The 17,931-nt window shown below is 69.5% G+C and carries 14 protein-coding genes; 8 read left to right on the top strand and 6 right to left on the bottom strand.

From position 1 onward, the window contains the following. Positions 1-8 precede the first annotated feature (8 nt). Entirely contained in the window at positions 9-872 is an 864-nt protein-coding gene (locus Pla133_RS21540; RefSeq protein ID WP_145069126.1) for a beta-galactosidase, read from the bottom strand. Between the two features lie 198 nt (positions 873-1,070). Here Pla133_RS21540 and Pla133_RS21535 point away from each other — a divergent pair, with 198 nt between their 5' ends. Next, a complete protein-coding gene (locus Pla133_RS21535) occupies positions 1,071-1,505 on the top strand; it encodes a DMP19 family protein (protein WP_419191821.1) in 435 nt (144 codons plus the stop codon). A 50-nt stretch (positions 1,506-1,555) separates the two neighbouring features. After that, on the top strand, positions 1,556-2,479 hold the full coding sequence (locus Pla133_RS21530; protein ID WP_145069121.1) for a class I SAM-dependent methyltransferase: 924 nt from the start codon (positions 1,556-1,558) through the stop codon (positions 2,477-2,479). 16 nt (positions 2,480-2,495) lie between these two features. Here Pla133_RS21530 and Pla133_RS21525 read toward each other — a convergent pair whose 3' ends face one another. Beyond that, positions 2,496-3,164 carry a TetR/AcrR family transcriptional regulator gene (locus tag Pla133_RS21525; RefSeq protein ID WP_145069119.1) on the bottom strand — a complete coding sequence of 223 codons (669 nt, stop codon included), beginning with the start codon at positions 3,162-3,164 and terminating at the stop codon, positions 2,496-2,498. Positions 3,165-3,320: 156 nt separating this feature from the next. Here Pla133_RS21525 and Pla133_RS21520 point away from each other — a divergent pair, with 156 nt between their 5' ends. Beyond that, complete coding sequence (locus tag Pla133_RS21520; RefSeq protein WP_145071026.1) at positions 3,321-4,289, top strand: NAD(P)-dependent alcohol dehydrogenase; 969 nt, start codon at positions 3,321-3,323, stop codon at positions 4,287-4,289. Between the two features lie 89 nt (positions 4,290-4,378). Here Pla133_RS21520 and Pla133_RS21515 read toward each other — a convergent pair whose 3' ends face one another. The 3 genes from Pla133_RS21515 to Pla133_RS21505 all read right to left on the bottom strand — a co-directional run bounded on the left by Pla133_RS21515 (position 4,379) and on the right by Pla133_RS21505 (position 9,935). After that, complete coding sequence (locus Pla133_RS21515) at positions 4,379-6,814, bottom strand: hypothetical protein (protein ID WP_145069116.1); 2,436 nt, start codon at positions 6,812-6,814, stop codon at positions 4,379-4,381. Positions 6,815-6,985: 171 nt separating this feature from the next. After that, entirely contained in the window at positions 6,986-9,424 is a 2,439-nt protein-coding gene (locus tag Pla133_RS21510; RefSeq protein WP_145069114.1) for a hypothetical protein, read from the bottom strand. Between the two features lie 238 nt (positions 9,425-9,662). Beyond that, entirely contained in the window at positions 9,663-9,935 is a 273-nt protein-coding gene (locus Pla133_RS21505; RefSeq protein WP_145069112.1) for a hypothetical protein, read from the bottom strand. A 155-nt stretch (positions 9,936-10,090) separates the two neighbouring features. Here Pla133_RS21505 and Pla133_RS21500 point away from each other — a divergent pair, with 155 nt between their 5' ends. Continuing rightward, entirely contained in the window at positions 10,091-10,630 is a 540-nt protein-coding gene (locus Pla133_RS21500; RefSeq protein WP_145069110.1) for a hypothetical protein, read from the top strand. 70 nt (positions 10,631-10,700) lie between these two features. Here the strand turns inward: Pla133_RS21500 and Pla133_RS21495 are convergent, their stop codons facing one another. Next, complete coding sequence (locus tag Pla133_RS21495) at positions 10,701-12,167, bottom strand: B12-binding domain-containing radical SAM protein (protein WP_419191820.1); 1,467 nt, start codon at positions 12,165-12,167, stop codon at positions 10,701-10,703. 415 nt (positions 12,168-12,582) lie between these two features. Between Pla133_RS21495 and Pla133_RS21490 the strand changes: the two genes are divergently transcribed. From Pla133_RS21490 to Pla133_RS21480, 4 genes are all read left to right on the top strand, one after another. Next, on the top strand, positions 12,583-14,091 hold the full coding sequence (locus tag Pla133_RS21490) for a B12-binding domain-containing radical SAM protein (protein WP_145069106.1): 1,509 nt from the start codon (positions 12,583-12,585) through the stop codon (positions 14,089-14,091). 129 nt (positions 14,092-14,220) lie between these two features. After that, positions 14,221-16,638: a hypothetical protein gene (locus Pla133_RS26645; protein WP_419191819.1), complete on the top strand. Its 2,418-nt coding sequence runs from the start codon at positions 14,221-14,223 to the stop codon at positions 16,636-16,638. After that, positions 16,635-17,441 (top strand): archaeosortase/exosortase family protein, encoded by an 807-nt coding sequence (locus Pla133_RS26640; RefSeq protein WP_419191818.1) that lies wholly within the window; start codon positions 16,635-16,637, stop codon positions 17,439-17,441. The genes Pla133_RS26645 and Pla133_RS26640 overlap by 4 nt, the downstream gene beginning before the upstream one ends. Continuing rightward, positions 17,417-17,923, top strand: coding sequence for a hypothetical protein (locus Pla133_RS21480; RefSeq protein ID WP_145069102.1), 507 nt, complete (start codon positions 17,417-17,419; stop codon positions 17,921-17,923). Before Pla133_RS26640 ends, Pla133_RS21480 begins: the two co-directional genes overlap by 25 nt. Positions 17,924-17,931 lie beyond the last annotated feature (8 nt).

Below are 17,931 nucleotides of genomic sequence, written 5' to 3'. Positions count from 1 at the left end.
TCGCCCCACTAGCGCTCCGGCGTCGTGATCCAGCTACCCACGTTCTGGACCGTGGTGAAGCTCTGCAGGGCCGTTGCCAGGAACAGGGCGTACATCCCCGTGTAGACCTCGAGGGCGTTCTTCTCGCTCCACCAGGCTCCGAACGCCCCGAAGCGATCGCCGATGGTCGCCAGGCCGTGGTCGAGTACCGCCGCTGCGACGGCGTCGCTGCCCCAGATCGGATGGACGTCCACGTCGATCCACGCTTTCGGGAAGGCGGCCGCGAAGGCGTCGAGGACCGCGGTCCACGACTGGGCGTAGAGCTCGTCGGTGTAGCCCAGGCCCAAGTACTGCTGCTGCTCGCCGAAGGGCAACTGCATCTCGAAGCCGTTGTGGGTGGCGTGGGTTGCGTGGACCAGGTCGATGGTGGCCTCGTCCTTGAACTTGGCTCCCAGGGCGGCTACGAAACTCGTCCAGCGCGCGACGTAGACCGCGTCCCACGGCACCGCGATGGTGCGGACGTTGCCGCTGAAGGTGTAGATCACCATCTGCGCGCCGAGCCCCGCCAGCCAAGCTGGCGTGCCCCCGTCGCCCTGCACGATGCCCAGGGCGATCCGCTTGCCGTGGGACGCGACCTTGGTGACTTGGTCCTCGATCAAGCTCCAATCGTAGACGCCCGGCGACGGCTCCAGGTCCGACCAGGGCACCCGCACCAGGATCCCGTCGACGAAGGGCCGCGCGGCGATGGTGGGGGTGTCGGAACTGCCCCCGGCGGCATTGGTCACCCCGCAACTGCAGTAGATGCCCGACGGGCGCTCCTGGGCGGCGGCCGTTCGAGTGGGCAGCGGGGCGGCGAGGCAGGCGAGCAGCAGGAGGCTTCGGAGCGGATTCATGGCGGGGCGGGATGTCGGCGAACGGACTCGAGGCGAGTCGGAGGAACCCGCCGCCGGACCCTGGGTTCCGCTCGGAACGGCGGTTCCCCCGTCTCTCGAAGCGGTTCCCTCCTGGCTCGGAGAGGGTCGGACACTCGGCTCGGCTCCCGCTATCCTCTGCTCGCGGCCCTCGCCGACGAGGCCATGCACGACGAAGCCATGAGCGACGAACTCCTCGAACTCGCATCCGAAGTCGCCTTCGAGCGGCTCGCTGACGCCGGTGGCGACCCCCGCGACCTGCAAGACCCCCTGCGCACGATCGCGATCGTCTACGCCGCCCAGGGCGTGATCGACAACGGCGGTTTGCGCTACTTGTTCGAGGCCGATTGGCCGGGGCAGCCGCCCTACTCCTTGCTCTCCGATGCCTATCGCAACATCGGCGCGGCACGGGAGGCGCAGGCCATCGACGCCGCGACCGCGCTGTTCGACTTCGCGGATCCCCAGACGGATTCGGATCGGCGCTGCGAGCTGCTCGCCGGTCCGGTCGGCGAGCGGATCGAGGCGCTGGACGGCGAGTTCAGCGACGACATCTGGCGCTTGCTGTCGACCTACGCCCACGCCCACGCCAGGGTCTTCGAGGACCTGCGGGCCTAGCCTGCGGGCCTCGAGGTCCGCGTCGAAGTTGCGAGCGCTCGAGCCTGACCATGGCTGACGACCAAGATGGGGATTCTCCCCACTCCGCCGCGTACTTCGGCGAGACCCGCGACTACTGGTGGAACGCGGACTTCGTGCAGCTCATGGGCCGGCGTTGGGGCCTCGAGGGCGTGCGCGAGGTTCTGGACGTGGGCAGTGGCGTCGGGCACTGGGGGCGCGTGCTGGCGGGCGCCCTGCCCGCGGAGGCTCGCATCACGGGCCTGGAGCGCGAGCCCCGTTGGGTGGCCGAGGCCACGCAGATCGCGGCGGAGAGCGGGCTCGGCGATCGCTTCCGCTACCTGGAGGGCGACATCGAGGCCCTGCCCTTCCCGGACGGTTGCTTCGATCTGGTGACCTGCCAGACGGTGCTGATCCACGCGCCCGATGCGGGCGCGGCGGTGGCGGAGATGGTGCGGGTCGCGAAGCCGGGCGGGCTCGTCGCCGTGGCGGAGCCCAACAACCTGGCCAGCGCGCTGCTGTTGAACCAAGCCTCGCTCGAGATCCCGCTGGACGAGACCCTGGCGATGGTCGGCTTCCAGCTCTTGTGCGAGCGCGGCAAGGCGGCGCTGGGCGAGGGCGACAACGCGGCCGGCGAGCTGGCCCCGGGGCTCTTCGCCGCCCAGGGGCTGGTCGACGTGCAGGTCTTCATGAACGACAAGGCCAGCGCCCTCGTGCCGCCCTATGTCTCGGGCGAGCAGCGCGCCCTGGCCACCGAGGCGGGCGAGTCGGACAGCGCGCAGCGTTGGATCTGGAGTCGGGACGATTCGCGGCGCTTCTTCCTGGCGGGCGGCGGCAGCGTGCCTGAGTTCGAACACCTGTGGTCCCTGGCCCTGTCGCGGGTTGCCGCCGGCGCGGCGGCGGTGGCTGCCGGCACCTGCGCGTCGGCCGGCGGGGCGGTGTGCTACCTGGTCTCTGGCCGCAAGCCCGGCGCCTAGTCACTGTCGACGACGATCAAGCCTGCGCCCGCAGCAGCTCGAGGCCGTCGAGGAGCAGTCCGAGCCCGAACTCGAAGTCGTGCACCCCGTCGTGCCGTCCGGACATGACCTCCGCGGTCAGCTCGAACAGGTGTGGGAACTGATCGGCGGGGATCATCTCGACGTAGTTGGCGGCTGCCTCGGCGTACTCCCCCGGCTCGAACGGGAAGTTCAACTCCTGCAGGGTGAAGCCGTAGACGTGGTTGTCGATGGCGTTCCAGGCGTGGTCGGCCATGGCGGGTGAGAAGCCGGCCCCGCGCAGGCAGCCCAGGGTCGCGTCCACGTAGCGCAGCATGGCCGAGCCGACGTTGATCCGCGACACGATCAGGCTGGTGGCCCACCGATGGCGGACCAGGGCCGAGTGGGCGGAGATCGCGCGGCGGCGCATGGCCGCGCGCCAGTCGGCGCCGGGCTCTGGCAACTCGATCTCGGCCACGACCAGGTCGACCATGCCGTCCAGGAGGTCGCCCTTGTTCTGCACGTGGTTGTAGAGGGACATGGCCTCGACCCCCAGGCCCTGGGCCAGCTTCCGCATGGAGAGGGCTCCGAGACCGTTTGCATCCGCAATGGCGATGGCGGCCTGGAGCACGCGCTCGCGGCTCAGGGGAACGCGGGGCGCGGCGTCGGTGGGGGAGGCGTCGGGCATGGGTCAGACGGATCCTAGCCTTGACAGGCTTACGGTGTACGCCTAGCTTACGCCGTAAGTTTTGACGGTGAGGCGTGGGACGCGGGCCCAGAGCCTCACCGCAGTCCCGGAGACAGCCAGATGAACGCGACCCAGGCGCCCAGGACGGGCGAAACGATGCGAGCGGTGGTCCAGGACCGCTACGGCGCGGCGGAGGTGTTGGAGCTACGAGAGATCGAGCGGCCCACCGCCCGCGAGGGCGAGGTCCTCGTCCGGGTGCGGGCGGCGGGCTTGGACCGGGGCGTCTGGCACCTGATGGCCGGCCTGCCCTACCTGGTCCGGCTTGGCTTCGGGCTGCGCCGGCCCAAGAACCCTGTGCCCGGCATGGACCTGGCCGGGGTCGTCGAGGCCGTGGGCGCCGGCGTGACCGGTCTCGCCCCCGGCGACGAGGTCTTCGGCGCGACGGACGGATCCTACGCCGAGTTCGCCGTGGTGAAGGCGGACCGGCTGGCGCCGAAGCCGGCTCGGCTGAGCTTCGAGCAGGCCGCCGCCGTGCCCGTGTCCGCCTGCGCCGCGCTGCATGCCCTGCGCGACGTGGGCGAGGTGCAGGCGGGTCAGCGCGTGCTCGTCATCGGCGCGTCCGGGGGTGTGGGCAGCTTCGCCGTGCAGCTCGCGAAGGCCTTCGGCGCCCACGTGACTGGCGTCTGCAGCACGGCCAAGGTGGACCTGGTGCGCTCCCTCGGCGCCGACCACGTGATCGACTACACGACCGAGGACATCTCGACCGGTGGCGTGCGCTACGACCTCGTGATCGACATCGCCGGCAATCGGAGCCTAGGCGCGCTGCGGCGGGTGCTCACGCCGCGCGGGACCTTGGTGATCGTCGGCGGCGAGCAGGGCGACCGCTGGATCGGCGGAACGGACCGGCAGTTGCGTGCGATGGCGCTGTCGCGGTTCGTGAGTCAGGAGCTGCGCACGTTCATCTCGAGCGAGCGCCGCGAGGACCTGTTGGTGCTGCGCGATCTGATCGACGCCGGGAAGGTCACGCCCGCGGTTGAGCGGACCTTCCCCCTGGAGCGAGCCTCCGAGGCCATGGCCTGGCTCGAGGCCGGACGAGCCCGGGGCAAGCTCGTGCTCACGATCTGAGGACGTCCGGTGCGGTGGGACGTACGGTGCCGTTGGGACGTACGATGCCGGCACCGTACGTCCCACCGGCACCGTACGTCCCGCGAGCCTCAGCCCCCGATCGCCTGGCTGATCGCGTTGCTCAAGCGCCCGGAAGCTCCAAAACCTCCGACCCAGCCCTGCACCGTGTAGTCCAGCCCGACCAGCACCGGGTCATTGGGGATCGCCAAGCCCGCCGGCGTCGGGAACCACTCGATCACCGTCTGGGCGTGGATCCCCGCCGTGGTCAGGACCGGCGCACCGGCGATGTAGAGGAACCCGAACTCCGTCGGCAAGGGCGTCGACAACCCCGACGAGAGCGCCTGCATCAGCCAGATGGACGGCGAGTCGGCGCCCGAGCAGTCCAGCGAGAAGTTGAACGGCTCCGTCGGGTCGCCGATGCGCGGCCCGAAGCCGGCCGAGCCGCCGATGTCCGCCAGGACCGGGTCCGTGGGGAACTGCGGCGCGAGCAGCGTGTTCGGCACCAACACCGGCGGCGCGCCCGAACCGTCGATCACGATCGAGTAGGGCGCCGAGGCGTCGAGTCCCGAGCTCGTGTCGGCCACGACGATCGTGTGCAGCCCGTCCTGGGCCACGGTGAAGGCCAGGGAGGCGACGTTCGCGTTCGAGGCCGAGGTGATGAACTGCCCCAAGGGGCCGTACAGGTAGACGATCGGGAACAGGTCCGAAGTCGTCGTGTCGGTCACGGTGATCGTCGAGCTCTCGCCCGCGACCGCGTTGAAGGTGTACGAGTCCAGGTCGCCCAGAGCGATGTTGTCGTTCACCACGACACCGTCGATCAATGATCCGCCCTCGTTGGCACCGGGCATGCGGGCGTACTGCACCTGATAGGCGCCACTGGCGTCGAGTCCGGAGCTGATGTCGGTGACCACCAGGGTATAGGTCCCCGAGTACTGCGCCACGCTGTTGAAGGCCGCGACCGTCGCGGCCGACGCCTGTCCCACGTAGTCGCCGAAAGGGTCGTAGATCGTTGCCAGGGGGAACAAGCCGCCCTGGGCCGGATCGACCAGCCTGATCTGGAACGACTCGCCGCCGACCAACTGGAAGCTGAAGGAGTCGATGTCGCCCAGGCTCAGGCTGTTGGTCACGACGTCGCCGTTGGCCAGGGAGCCGAGCTCGTCGGCGTCCGGCGTGCGCACGAAGTGCACTGCATAGTCGCCCGTGGCGTCGAGGCCCGAGCTGACGTCGGTCACGAGCAGCGTGTAGGTGCCGGACTTGGTGGCGACCGCGTTGATGTCCGCCACGGTCGCGCCCGAGTCCTGGGCCACCTGCTTGCCGTCGGGGTCGAACAGCGTCATGTTCGGGAACAGGTCGCTGACCGCCAAGTCGACCAGGCGGATGCGGAAGTTCTGACCGGCGACGATCGAGAAGGTGAAGCTGTCGATGTCGCCCAGATCGAGGGTGCCGAAGAGGGCTCCGCCATTGAGCAGCGGCCCGCCCTCGTTCACCCCGGGTACCCGGGCGTAATGCAGGTCGTAGTTCCCGGCCGCGTCGAGTCCGCTGCTGACGTCGGTCACGACGACCGTGTAGGTGCCCGTGTACGCGGCCTTGCCGGCCAGGTTGACGACGGTGGGGCTCGAGGGCGACGCGACGAGCTGCCCGAAGGGGTCGTAGAACCGCATCTGGGGGTAGAAGTCGCTGACCGCGCTGTCCACCAGTCGCAGCTGGTAGCTCTCGCCGGAGAAGAGCGCGACCGTGTAGGAGTCGATGTCGCCCAGGCCGATGACTCCGCTGACCGAGTCGCCGTTGGGCAGGGCGCCCAGCTCATCCGCGTCGGGCAAGCGCACGAAGTGCAGGTCGTAGGCGCCGGCCGCATCGAGGCCGGAGCTGACGTCGGTGAGCACCAGGGTGTAGGTGCCCGTGACCGGCGCGGCACCGGAGAGGCTCACGACCGTCGGACTCGAGCCGCTCTTCACGACGGAGCCGGAGGGCCCGTAGAGGGTCAGCTGGGGAAAGAGGTCGGTCACCCCCGCGTCCGCCACGCGCACCTCGTAGTTCTGGCCGGCCTCGATCGTGAAGGTGTAGGAGTCGATGTCGCCCAGGTCGATCGTGCCCGAGACCATGCCGCCGCTGGGCAGGGCGCCTAGCTCGTCCGCGCCGGGTGCTCGCACGAAGTCGATCGTGTAGCCGCCGGTCGAGCCGACCGACGAGACGTCGTCCACGACGACCGAGTAGGTCCCCGAAACCGCCGCGGTGGCGCTGATCGAGACGACCGTGGGGCTCGAGCTGGTGCTGATCAGCGTGCCCGAAGGATCGAACAGACGCATCCGAGGGAAGAGGCTGCCCACGGCGACGTCGGTCATGCGGACCTGGAAGCCCTCCCCGACCGAGGCCGAGAAGGTCCAGGTGTCCTCGTCATCGAGCGGAGCGATCGAGCCCGCCACGGAGCCGCCGTTGACCAGGCTCTGACCAGAGGCTGCGCGGCAGAACAGGGGGGAGAACAAGAACAGGGCCGCCAGGGCCAGAGTGCGGACGGAGAGGGGCATGGTCGGGTCGTGGAGTTGGACGATTGGAGGAACTGGCCCTTCGGGGGGCGGGCCAGGGGGGGGCGGGCCAGGGGGGAGCGAGGTGTCAAGCGGAAGCGGCGGGCCGCGCACCCCGCGAATCCCCGAGAAAGTCGGCGCGTGGCGGCGGGGCGCGGTGCCCCGGGCGCTCACTCAGCCGCCGATCGTCTGCACGATCGCGTTGCTCAGGCGCCCGGAGGCGCCGTAGCCGCCGACGAATCCCTGGGCGGTGTAGCTCAGGCCGATCAGGGCCGCGTCATTCGGCAGGGCCAGGCCCACCGGGGCCGGGAACCACTCGACGATGCCTTGGGCGTGCAGGCCGCTCGCGGAGAGAATCGTCGCACCATCGAGGTACAGCAGGCCGAAGGGGCTCGGCAGCGGCGTCGCCAGGGAGCCGGTGCGGCACTCCATCAGGTAGATCGAGGGCTGGCTCGCCCCGCTGCAGTCGAGGGCGAAGTTGAACGGCTGCGACGGGTCGCCCACGAGCGGGCCGAAGCCCTGGCCGCCGCCGTTGTCCGCCAGGATCGGGTCGGTCGGCAGCGCGGGCGGCAGGATCGTGTTGCTCGTGGAGCCGGGCGCGGCGCCCGACCCGGAGAGCACGATCGTGTAGTCGCCTCCGGCGTCGTTGCCGAGGCTGACGTCCGACACCACGACCGTGTGCACGCCGCCGGTCACGATCGTGTAGGAGAGCACCGCCTGGGTCGAGCCCGACGCCCCCGTGATGTACTCGCCGATAGGGCCGTACAGGTCGACGCGCGGGCTGAGTCCCCCGGCGGCCAGGTCGGTGACCACGATCTGGGCCATCTCGGTCGCCGTCGCCGCGAATGTGTAGGAGTCCAGGTCACCCAGGCTGATCGTCTCCGACTTGGAGACGCCGTCGAGCAGCAGGCCGCCCTCGTTGGCGCCGGGCACGCGCACGAAGTGCAGCGCATAGGTCCCCGCCGCGTCGCTCCCCAGGCTGACGTCGGAGAGCACGACGGTGTAGGTTCCGGTCGACGTGGCGACGGCGCTGACCGCCGCGACGGTCGAGCCCGAGGCTCCGCCGACGTAGGCCCCGACCGGGTCGTAGACGTTGATCCGCGGACTGAGGCCACCGATCGCCGTATCCACCGCGCGCAGTTGGTAGCTCTGCCCCGCGTTGACGTCGAAGGTGAACGAGTCCAGGTCGCCCAGGCTCAGGATCCCGGGGACGAGGCCCCCGTTCGGCAGCGAGCCGCCCTCGTTCGCACCCGGCACGCGGGCGAAGTGAACCTCGTAGGCCCCGGTCGCATCGTTGCCGAGGCTGACGTCCGACAGCACCACGGTGTAGGTTCCGGTCGACGTCGCCACCCCGCCAACCACCGCCACGGACGAGCCCGAGGCACCCATGAAGTAGGCCCCCACGGGGTCGAAGACGTCGATCCTGGGCGTGAAGCCGCCCAGATCCAGGTCCGCGACGCGCAGCTCGAAGCTCTGCCCGGCGGTGATCGCGAAGGTGTAGGAGTCGAGGTCACCGATCTCGATCGACTCGGCGAGGGCGCCGCCGTTGACCAGCGGGCCGTGCTCGTCGGCCTCCGACAGGCGGATAAAGTGCAGGTCGTAGGGGCCGGCAGCGTCGTTGCCCTGGCTCACGTCGGTAATCACCGCCGTGAAGGTCCCGGTCGAGGGCGCCACGGCGTTCACGACCGCGACGGTGGAGCCTGAGGCCCCCAGGATGTGGGCACCGATCGAATCGTAGATGTCGATCCTGGGGGTGAAGGCACCGAAGGCCGTATCGGCGACGCGCAACTTGAAGTTCTGTCCGGCGACGGCCTCGAAGGTGTACGAGTCGAGGTCGCCCAGGCTGATGTTGCCGGAGAGCATCCCGGCGTTGGGGAGGGTTCCACCTTCATTGGCCCCGGGCGTGCGGACGAAGTGCACCTCGTAGTCCCCGGCGGCGTCGTTGCCCTGGCTCACGTCCGAGAGGACGACCGTGTAGGTCCCCGTGGCCGGCGCCGCCCCGCTGATCGCCGCCACCGTGCTGCCCGAGGCGCCGGTGAAGTAGGCGCCGATGGGGTCGTAGATGTCGATCCGCGGCGTGAAGGCGCCGAAGCCGGTGTCGGCCACCCGCAGCTGGAAGCTCTGGCCCGCCACGATCGAGAAGGTGAACGAGTCCAGGTCGCCCAACTCGATCGAGCTGGCCAAGGACCCGCCGTTCGGCAGGCTGCCCAGCTCATTCGCTCCCGGGGCCCGCGTGAAGTGCACCGCGTAGGGTCCAGTTTGGTCGGACCCCTGCGACGAGTCGTCGATCACGATCGTGTAGGTCCCGGTGGAGCCGGCGATCAGGCTCAGGGCCGCGACAGTCGAGCCGGAGACCGTGGTGACCAGGGCCCCCCCGGGCGCGTAGAGGGCCACGCGCGGCCTCAGCGCCGACACGGCCAGGTCCGTCACCCGGACCTGGAAGCCCTGACCGGCGGCGGCGGAGAAGGTCCAGGAGTCCTGGTCCCCGGCGAAGTCGATCGAGCCGGCCACCGAGCCCCCGTTGACCAGGCCTTGGGCCCGGGCGGTGCCAGTGAATATCGATCCGAGGAGCATCAGCCCGACGAGGGCCAGGGTGCGCGGGGTGAGGGGCATGTTTCGAACGGGGTCGGGTGGTGGCGGTGGACGGGGCGGCGCCGAGTCGCGGCGTGCCCGGATACACGCGCGGGGCGGCGCGCCTGATCGAGAAACCCGAGGAAATCGACGCCCTCGGGCCTCGAACCGGCGCGCCCAACGGCAGAGGGACCCCGGGGCGGCTGCCCCCGGGGTCCCTCTCGATCTGCGCGCGGCAGGCGACCCTCGGGTCCTCCCGCCCGTTTGGCCCCCCAGCCCTTCAGCGCGCGTAAGCCCGACGCGCGAACAGCAGCGTTAGGAACGGCAGCATGTTGGTCTTGTTCGGGATCAACCTGAAGATCGAGATCAGCCGCCGCGGGTTGCAGTAGAAGCGCCGGTAGGCCTTCTTGCGGAGCTTGTAGATCTCGTCCTCTTCCACTTCGGAGAGGTTGATCTGGCTCTGGTAGGGCTCGTACTTGCTCCAGTCCGTCGGCAGGTCGAAGCCGGCGTGTTGGATCTGGTTGAAGAGCTCGGTGCCCTTGAAGGGGATCACGCGGAAGAAGGCCGCGGTGTGGAAGGCGCTGGAGGCTACCTCGCCGTGGCCGACGCTCGTGCGACCTCAGCCAGATGGTAGAGGGCGTCTGATGCGGCAGGCGTTACGATCGGACCGCGATGGAAAATCCAACCCAGTGGAGAAGCCTTTGTTGCATGGCGAGCCTTGCCCTGCTCTCGTCGTGCGTTGCCGGCAATTTCATTCAAGGGCAAGTCAATGCCCACCGTCTTCAAGAATTGGATGCGGTCCCCGAGCGAGTCGGTATCAACATCTGGCGCGATGCGACGCTTGTGGAGCGCAAGTCCACGGGGATCCCAAACACGGACGAGAACGACTACCGAACCTATCTGGGCGTGAAGGCTCCAGCTTGGAGCTACGGCGGCATGGCACTGCGCCTATTTGCCTCCGTGGATCCCGACAACCGTGCTGAAGTCGAGTTGCAGGCCGCGAGTTACTCGGAGAGCGGGGTTGAGATCCAGCTCTTCGATGAGTCAGAGGAGCTGCCTTCGTCCGGGCCGTGGAATGACGAGCAGTGGATTCGGTTTGCCGTGGACGAAGGGCAACTCGATCGGCTTCGAAACGACGGCCTTGTCCTGCAAGTTCGGTGCGAAGTCGGAGAATGGACGTTCCGGTTGGCACCGGAGTACCTAGAGGGCTTCGAGGCGAAGGTCGAGGACTTGGGCCTGCTTCGGTAGCAGGGGCGCCCTGTGCCCTGCGGCGGAGGGCCTATTCCTCGGCTGTCGTCGGAGGAAGCGGTCTATCAACTCAGCGCGCGTAGGCCCGACGCGCGAACAGCAGCGTCAGGAACGGCAGCATGTTGGTCTTGTTCGGGATCAACCTGAAGATCGAGAACAGGCGCCTGGGGTTCCAGTAGAAGCGCCGGTAGGCCTTCTTGCGGAGCTTGTAGATCTCGTCCTCTTCCACTTCGGAGAGGTTGATCTGGCTCTGGTAGGGCTCGTACTTGCTCCAATCCGTCGGCAGGTCGAAGCCAGCGTGCTGGATCTGGTTGAAGAGCTCGGTGCCCTTGAAGGGGATCACGCGGAAGAAGGCCGCGGTGTGGAAGGCGCTGGAGGCCGCCCACTCGATGGTGGCCTCCATCTCCTCCTCGGTCTCGGTGGGGAAGCCGAGCATGAAGGCGCCGTGGGTCATGACCCCCTGGCGCGCGGTGAACTCGACGATCTTGCGGACCTTGTCGATCTTCAGGTTCTTCTTCATGACCTTCTGGATGCGCGGCACGGCCGACTCCACGGCGATCATGCAGCGGTACATCCCGGCCTCCTTCAGCAGCACGACCAGCTCCTCGTCGAGGATGTCGCCGCGGAAGCCGTTGGGGAAGGTCAGCTTGATCTTCCACTTGGCGTCGATGATGCCGCGCGCGATCTTCTTCGCCCGCTCGGGGCGGAAGTTGAAGATGTCGTCCATGAAGACGAACTCGCGCACGCCGTAGTCCTCGACCAGAAGGCGCATCTCCTCGAGCACGTTCTCGGCCGAGCGCTCGCGGAAGGCCTTGCCGTAGGAGTTGTGGCAGTAGGTGCAGCGCCAGGGGCAGGCGCGCGACGAGAACATCGTCGCGAACTCCTTGTGGGCGTAGATCACGCCGCCGCGGGGCACCTTGTGGTACTTGGGGTGCTGGACCAGGTCCCAGGCCGGGAAGGGCATGGCGTCCAGGTCGGCCGGCGGCGGGCGATCGGGCTCGGCCACGGCCTTGCCCTCGGCGTCGCGCCAGTGGATGCCGGCGCAGCCGGACCAGTCGGTGCGGCCGTCTGCCACGCCGTCGAGCAGCTCGGCGAAGGTCTCCTCGCCCTCGCCGCGCACCACGAAGTCGACCGAGGCGTCCTCCATCACGTCGTCCGCCGCCACCGAGGGGTGGGGGCCGCCGCAAACGATCACGGCCTTGGGCAGGCGCGCGCGGACGAGCTTGGCCAGCTCGTGCATGCAGCCGGCCTCGTAGGTCATGGCCGAGAGGCCGACCACGTCCGGCTTCAGCCGCTCCAGCTCCTGGCAGGCGCGCTCCGGGGTCCAGTCCTCGACCTTCATGTCCACCAGGTGCACGTCCTTGTGCCCCCGCTCCCGGGCATTCGCCGCGATCATCATGATCCCGAGCGGGTGCACGTGGGTGAACTGGGTGTAGGGGTGGTAGGTCTGGACCAGAACGGTGCGGAGCGGGCGCTGGGAGCGCTCGGTGCGTGCGGGGCTGGTGCTCGCCGGGTCGGCCGTGATCGTCGTGGACATCTGGGGGAGGGACGCTCGGGGACGGGCGAAAGTGCCCTCTCGGCGGAGGATAGGTTGCCGCCGGTCGCGATCGCCGGCGACCGTCCGCAGGGACACGGGCCTGGTGGTAGCATAAGCCGGCATCTCCCGTGAGGGGGAGACTGAGGCCAGGTCCAGTAGGCCAGTGCTCGCCCACGCTGCATGACCGCAGCCTGACGACGCGAACCCACGCGACTCGGCGGACGTCTTCCTGTCACCCAGAGGCCGATTCAGCTCGGCCGCGAACCGGTCGCAGAACCCCGTTTCGGGGCATTCGACCAAGGCGCGGCAATCCGGGCTAGTTTCTCCCCTCGGCCCGTCGCCGACCTCCCCTCGAGGGGCCCTCGCCAGCCGAGGCCCCCTGCGCTCTCCCGCGACCCTCACCCACGATCCAACCTTGGCGCGCATCGCATTCATCGTCACCACCTGCCACGAGTTCGAAGGCGTGAAGGTGCTGTCGTCGGTGCTCAAGGCACACGGCCACCAGACCGACTGCTTCATCACCGCCGAGGAGCCGCACTTCCACGAGGTGGTCGAGGCCTGGCAGCCCGACGTGATCGGCATCTACGCCACCACGGGCCAGGAGAACTGGGCCAAGCACCACGTCAACGCGTGGCGCAAGCAGTTCCCGCACCTGCGGGTGGTGATGGGCGGGCCGCACCCCTCCTTCGACGCCGAGGTGCTGCGCGACGGCGCCTACGTGGACGCCACGATCAAGGCCGAGGGCGAGTACGCCATGCTCGACCTGGTCAACGCCTGGGAGAACAACAACTCGATCGAGCTGATCCCCAACGTCGGCTTTCTGCGCGACGGCGAGCCGTGGACCAACCCGATCCGGCCGGTGATCCAGGACCTGGACTCCCTGCCGTTCCCGGACGTCGACATCTTCTACAAGTACCCCTTCCTGCGCGCTAAGCGCGTGATGCAGGTCCACGCGAGCCGCGGCTGCCAGAACAGCTGCACCTACTGCTCCGTCGGCCTCATGAAGAAGGAGTGGATCAGCGGCAAGGTCGGCGAGAAGTTCAACCGCGTGAAGTCGGTGGACTACCTGGTCGAGGAGATGAACGACATCCTCGCCCGCTACCCCAACTTCCGCATGGTCAACTTCGGCGACGCGGCGCTCAACATGGAGCGCGGCTGGGTCCAGGAGTTCGCCGAGAAGTGGCCCGAGAAGGTCGGCCTGCCGTTCGCGTGCAACGTGAACATCAACTTCCTGGACGAGGACGACATCGAGGCCATGAGCCGCGCCGGTTGCACCTCGGTCCAGTTCGGCCTCGAGTCCGGCTCCGAGGACGTGCGCCTGCGCGTCTACAAGAAGGGCTACACGGACAAGGTCGTCTACGGCATCCCGAAGCTGCTCAAGAAGTACAAGATCACCTTCCGCACCAACAACATCATGGGCTCGCCGGCGGAGACGCTGGAGGACATGTTCAACACGGTGCGCACCAACAAGGCGATCAAGCCCAACGGCTGCACGGTGCTGATCTACCGCCCCTTCAAGTCCACCGAGCTCGGCCGCGAAGACTTCGAGAAGGAGCGCGTGGAAGTCGGCAAGGACATCGGCCCCTCGCTGCAGAACGACAGCCAGATGCGCCGCAAGGACGTCGAGGAAGTCGTCAACCTGCAGAAGCTCTTCAACATCGCGGTCTACCTGCCCTTCGGCATCCCGCTGGTGAAGGCCCTGATCAAGTTCCCGCGCAACCCGGTCTTCGACTGGACCCTCTTGGCGTTCCTCTGGTACCAGCACGCCGTCGTGTCGGGCTACGGGATGATGGACGACTTCAGGTTGGGCCTGAAGAACATCGGCCAGATCTTCGGCAAGGGCGGCGGCGGCACCCACGAGGGCGAGGGTTCGAAGAACCAGTTCCTCGACACACTGGACACGGGCCAGGACGCGGCGATCTGAGCTGAGGCGGACGTCAGGTGCCAGGCACAAGACCGCCGCCTCAGCTCAGATGCGGGGTTGTTACTCACGGTGAGGGGCCGAGGCGGTTCACTGGGGAGATCTCCCGCGAACTGCCGTCCTCCTCGATTGATGAGTGAACCTGAAACCGCTTCCCGTCCTCGCCGTCTCGCGCCCTTCTGCCTGGGCCTGTTCGGCATCGTCCTGCCCCTCGCGGCGCTGATCTGGGAGCTACGGACCGGGGCCAGCGCCGAGCAGTACCTGGATCCCATTCCGACGCCCTGGCACGCGCTGTTGATCCTCAGCGTGCCGATGACGAGCGCCCTGGCGCTGGTCGCCGGCAGGCTCCCGGGCGCGATGCTGTTCCCGGCCCGCGTCCTGGTGGGGTTGGCCCTGACCGTCGCGAGCCTCTATGCCCTCGCCTACGCGCCGATCGCGCCGTTCGCGGCAGTGATGGTCCTGTTCGGGATCGGAGCCCTGCCCCTGGCTCCGCTGCTGTCGGTGCTGGCCCTGTTGATCGCGCGCAGTCGCTTCCTCGCTCGAGCGCGGGAGCTCGGTCGCAGTCCGACGCCCCTCGCGGGAGTGCTCGGGGTCCTGGTGGGCCTAGGGGCGCCGGTCGCCCTCGGCATGGCCACCTACGCGACCACCGCCGCCATGGCCATGGCGCACCACAAGGATCCCGAGAAGGCGCAGCGGGGGATGGAGCTGCTGCGGCGCGTGGGGAGCGCGTCCGTTCTGCGGGGGCTGTGCGAGACCCAGGCGCCGTCGGTGGATCTGGGCCAATGGTTCCGCCGAGGTTCGCGCGATTGGACCCAGGCCACGGCGCGCGAGAGCTACTACCGCCTGACCGGGCGCCCCTGGTACGCCGACCCCCGGCCGACCTCGGGCTGGATCAGCCGACCGCGGCCCAGGACCTGGGCCGAGGCGGGCTTTCGCGACTGGGACCCGGCCCAGGGCAGCGAGCGCGTCGGGCCGCGGCTCGACGACCTCTCTCTAGTCGACTCGCGCCTGGACGCGCGCGCGGACGGCCCGTCGTCGACCGTCTACTGGGAATGGACCCTGGCTTTCGAGAACACGGGCTGGCTTCAGCGCGAGGCGCGCATGGTCCTGGCCCTGCCCCCCGGCGGCGTGGTGAGCCGCTTGACCCTGTGGGTCGACGGTGAGGAGCGCGAGGCGGCCTTCGCTGGCCACAGCCAGGTCCGCCAGGCCTACGAGGCCGTGGTCGTCAGGCAGCGGGATCCGGTGCTCGCCACCGTCGCCGGGCCGGACCGGGTGCTGGTGCAGTGCTTCCCCGTCCAGCCGACCTCGAGGGCGGACACCGAACCGGTCGCACCGATGCAGATCCGCGTCGGCATCACGGCGCCGATCGTGCCGCTCGACCTCGCCAGGGGCCGCGCCGCCTTCCCGACCATCGCGGAGCACAACTTCGACCTCGGACAGGTCGCCCACCACCTGTGGGTCGAGTCGTCGGCCGAGGCCATTCGCTGGCCCGGCGGAGTCGTCGCCTCACCCGAGGGGCGACCGGGCGAGTTCGTGGCGCGCGGCACCCTGGCCGCTGAGAGCCTCGTGTCCGGCCTCGAGCCCCTGCTCCTGTCCCGCGACGCCGCGACCGATCCGATCGTCTCGCGGCCTCTCGATGGCGGCGCGTTCATCCGGCAGACCTGGCGACGGCTTTCCGACGACCCGACGCCGCGCCTGACCGTGGTCGTGGACGGTTCGGCGACCCTGGCGCCCTTCGGAACGGCGATTCGCGACGCCCTCGTCGGCCTGCCGAGCTCGATCCCGCTCGACGTGTGGTTCGCCGGCGATCGGGCCCTCCGTCTGGGGCGCGAGGGGCTCGGCGCGTTGGGGCAAGCGGAGCGCTTCGTCGGCGGCCAGGACTCGGCGCCGGCCCTCGAGGCCGCGCTCGACGCCCTGCCGCTCGACGAGCCCGGCGCCGTGCTGTGGATCCACGGTCCCCAGGCGGTGCTGCTGACCGGCACGGCGGGGATCGTGCAGAACTTCGAGCGGCGGCAGCGCCCGCTGCGCCTCGTGACCCTGTCGACGTCGAGCTATCCCAACGAGCTGGCGCACGGGCTCTACGGCGCGAGCTCGATCGCGAAGCTGGGGGTCTTCGAGACCGTTCCGCGCTTCGGCGACCTCGAGCAGGACCTCTGGTCGGCCCTCGACCGACTGCGGGGCGAGCCCTACTGGCAGGCCGAGCGTCTGCGTTTGACCCAGCCGGAGCACTTGCTCGCCCAACCCGGATCGAGCCACGTCACGCGGCTGTGGGCGGCAGAGGAGATCGAGCGACTCGCCCGCAGCTCCGATGCCCACGAGCGCGAGCGTGCGGTCGAGCTCGCGGCCTCGCACCAACTCGTGACTTCGGTCAGCGGCGCCGTGGTGCTCGAGACCGCGGCCCAGTACGAGGCGGCGGACCTCGAGCCCGTCTCCGCCGACTCGGTGCCGACCGTGCCCGAGCCTGGGGAGTGGGCCTTGATCGCCCTCGCCGTGCTCGTCGTCGGCGGCGTGCTCTTGCGCGAGCGACCCCGGCAGAGGATCGCCACGTGAGCCGCACGGCAGTCGTTCTTCTCGCCGTCGTGGCCCACTGGCCGGCCTGGTGGTGGGCCGGACGCACGGCCGAGCACACGGGCGACCTCGGTCTGCACGGGCTCGCCGCCGCGACCTTCGCCGCGCTCGTGTTCCGCGCGCTGCGTCGTCCGGCGAGCGGCGCGGCCGTCGACCTGCGCGCGCCCGCAGTCGGCCTGGCCCTCTCGTCCGTCCTCGGGCTGGCAATCGGCGGCCTGGCCGGCGCCCTCTCGGCCGTGGCGGCCACCGTGTGGATCGTGTCGCGCCTGGCGACCGAGCGACGCTTCCACCTGGGCCTGTTCGGCCTCGGACTGCTCGCCCTCCCACTGCTGCCGATCTTCGAGCTGCAGCTCGGCCCGGCCCTGCGTCTGCCCGCGGCGCAGGGCGCGGCAACCCTGTTGCGGACGGCGGGCTTCCACGTGGAAGCGATGGGAACCGTGCTGTCCCACCCCGGGGGCGAAGTCTGGGTCGACCCGCCCTGCGCCGGCATCGCGATGCTGTGGACCGCCCTGTTCGTGGGCCTTGCCGCCGGCACCATCCGCGGCTGGTCGAACGCCAGGCTCGCGTTCACCGCAGGCCTCGCCACCGCGGCCGTGCTGCTCGGCAACGCCTGGCGCGTGGCGGCCCTGTTCGTGCTCGAGACCTCGCCCTGGCCACGGCCCGCGTGGCTGCACGGCGCGACGGGATTGGCGATCGAAGCGTTGGTGTTGGCCGCGGTGCTGCTGCTCGGCGCGCCGCGCCGAGAGAGGGGAGGCGCGCCGTGCGTGGTCGTCGCGCATTCCTAGGCGTCGCGGCCCTGGCGGCGCTCGTGCCGCTGGTCGCGCGACCCGGCGTGCCCGAGTCGGCGGCGGTGGGGGACTGGCCGGTCGAGCTCGACGGTGTCGCACTCCGGCCCCTGCCACCCTCGGAGCTCGACCGCACCTTCGCCCAGTCGGCACCGATCGAGGTGGCGCGCTTCGAGCACGACGGCGCACACCTGGTGCTGCGCCGAGTGCCGCACGCGACGCCGAAGCTGCATTCCCTGCGCGAGTGCTACCGGGGCTCGGGACGCAGCGTGCGCCCGCTCCAGGACGTCGTCCGCCCCGGCGGTGAGCGCGCCAGCGCCTTCGAGGTCACAGAGATGGAGCAGCGACTCCTCGTGCACGAGTGGATCGTGGACGCGGACGGGCGCGTGGAGAGCGACTTCCAGTCGTGGTACTGGCACGCGAGCACGAGCAGGCTGCGTCCGCCGTTCTTGGCGTTCGCTCGCGTCGAGCGCGCGGACTGACGGGCGTC

The organism is Engelhardtia mirabilis, assembly GCF_007748095.1.
GTDB lineage: Bacteria > Planctomycetota > UBA1135 > UBA1135.
The sequence above is the reverse complement of the archived record's forward strand: the minus strand, read 5'-3'. Positions and strand labels throughout refer to the sequence as shown.